This window comes from Polaribacter sp., from assembly GCF_965656025.1.
GTDB lineage: Bacteria > Bacteroidota > Bacteroidia > Flavobacteriales > Flavobacteriaceae > Polaribacter.
The window spans coordinates 19,746-22,162 of the sequence record NZ_CBFHJT010000052.1 but is presented as its reverse complement, the minus strand read 5'-3'; the positions used below and the strand labels follow the sequence as shown (position 1 = coordinate 22,162).

2 protein-coding genes are annotated in these 2,417 nt (G+C 30.2%); one reads left to right on the top strand and one right to left on the bottom strand.

Features of this window, described 5'->3' with window-relative positions:
- A partial coding sequence (locus ACTG3S_RS10375) for an N-acetylmuramoyl-L-alanine amidase family protein (protein ID WP_439129284.1) occupies nt 1-557 on the bottom strand: 557 nt, incomplete at its 3' end.
- Between the two features lie 147 nt (nt 558-704).
- On the opposite strand from ACTG3S_RS10375, the gene ACTG3S_RS10370 reads away from it, so the two are divergent.
- Nucleotides 705-2,417 (top strand): putative LPS assembly protein LptD (locus tag ACTG3S_RS10370; RefSeq protein ID WP_439129283.1); only part of this gene is annotated, 1,713 nt, incomplete at its 3' end.

Below are 2,417 nucleotides of genomic sequence, written 5' to 3'. Positions count from 1 at the left end.
GCCAAACTTTTGTCTAGGTTTTCTTCCTGTAACAGTGATAAACCAATTACAGATTCTGCTGAGTTAGGATCAAAACCCTTGTATCTTTCTTTAAAATTATCTTCTAATAAGATAACAGCGTTTTCTCTCTTTGCTATTTCTAAGTTTTGTTTATTTCCTCTTAATCCCAGTACAAATGTACCTGCTCCGTAAGCATTAGAAGTATGAGAATCGCAATGAATAGATACAAATAAATCTGCTTTTGCGTGATTTGCAATGTCTCCTCTTTTCCATAAATCTATAAAAACATCGTTTTTTCTTGTATAAATAACTTTAACATCTTTATTTTTTGCAAGTTTTTTTCCCACAGCTAAAGCTACTTTTAAGGCAATATTTTTTTCTCGAAAACCGTTACCAAGATTACCAGGATCTTTGCCACCATGACCAGCATCTATAACAACCACATATTGTTTTTGTGCAGAAACTGTGTTAAAATTAAATAATGAAACACATACAAACAATATTGTATATAAAATTTTACTTGTATTAATATTTTTAGGTTTTTGTTGGGATTGCATCAATAAAATTTAACTAATTTTGAAATCTAATAATTTGGTGCTTCAATTATTGCGCCATATTTTTATTCATATACAAAAATAGTATTTATAGCATTGCAAACAAACCTATCATACATACTTTTATTTTGCTGCTTGTTTTTTACAAAGATGGCTTATTCTCAAGACATTAAATCAACCAAAAAAACGACAATCCCTTTAGTAAAAAAAGATACTATTAGCCCAAGTAAAGAAAAACTTATGGCTAGAAAAGACTCTTTAATTACAAAAACAAGAGATACTATATCTTTAGATACTATAAAACCAAAAGAAAGTATAGAAGATATTATTACTCATATTGCCACAGATTACACAATACAAGATGCCAAAAACAAAACAGTAACGCTCTATAACGAGGCCAATATTACCTATACAGATATTGACTTAAAGGCTGGAATTATAAAAATTGATTACAAAAAAAATACACTTTTTGCAAAAGGGATTATAGATAGCACAGGCTATGTGCAAAGACCCGTTTTTAAGCAAGGAAATGAAGAATCTGAGCAAGATTCTATCATCTACAATTTTAAAAGTAAAAAAACCATTATTTATGGTTTAAAAACGAAACAGGGAGAAATGTTTACTTATGGTGAAAAAACCAAACGTGTAAACGATTCTACTATATACATTCGAAAGATTAGATTTACAACCTCAGAAAAAAAGAATCCAGATTATTTTATTGGCACCAATAAAGCAAAAATTGTACCTGGTAAAAAAATTATTGTAGGTGGTAGTCAGTTATATATTGCAGACATCCCAACGCCTGTTTTTTTACCTTTTGCATATTTCCCAATCACAGAAACCAGTATTTCTGGGTTTTTAATACCTGCTTTTGATACTGGTAGTAGTGCTAGAGGTATTGGTTTTCAAAATGGAGGTTATTATTTTGCTATCAGCGATTATATAGATTTAGCAGTTACTGGTGATGCCTATTCTAACGGAAGCTGGGGTTTAAGAGCCAACTCTAATTACAACAAAAGATATCGATTTAATGGTCGATTTAATTTCAGTTTCGAAAATAATATCAATGGAATTAGAGGTTTTGATAATTTTAGTAAAAACAATAACTTTAACATTAGATGGACACACAATCAAGACCAAAAAGCGAGTCCAAATTCTAGATTTACAGCATCTGTAAATTTGGGTAGTAGTAAATTTTTTAGACAATCTCAAAATCAGTTTAATGTTTCTCAAACTCAAACTAACACCTTTAATTCTTCTATAAACTATAGTAAAACTTTTGTTGGTACACCTTTTAACATGAACGTTACAGCAACACATCAACAAAACACCAATACAGAAGAAATTACAATGACCTTGCCTTCTTTAACACTAAACATGAACCGTATATTCCCTTTTGCTGGAAAAAATGGGGTAAAGAAAAACGCAATACAAAAAATGGGTTTTAATTACATTTTAGATGGTAAATATTTAATTAACACAACTGATGATGAGTTTTTAACAGCTAAAATGTTTGAATCTGCCAGAGCTGGTATGCAACACAAAACAGGTACAAGCACAAATTTTAAAGCCTTTAAATATTTTACAGTTTCACCAAGTGCTAGTTACGAAGAAGTTTGGCAGTTTGATTATATTCAGAAAAATTACGATGCAGCAGAAAACGTAGTGGTTACAGATACCTTAAGAGGTTTTAAAAGTTATAGAGAATATAATACAGGTGTTAGTTTGTCTACCAATATTTATGGTACTTTTAACTTTAAAAAAGGCCGATTAAAAGGAATCAGACACACCTTTAGACCTTCTATTTCTTATTCTTACAGACCCGATTTTAAAGACAAATACATAGAGCAGGTTAGAGCTAGT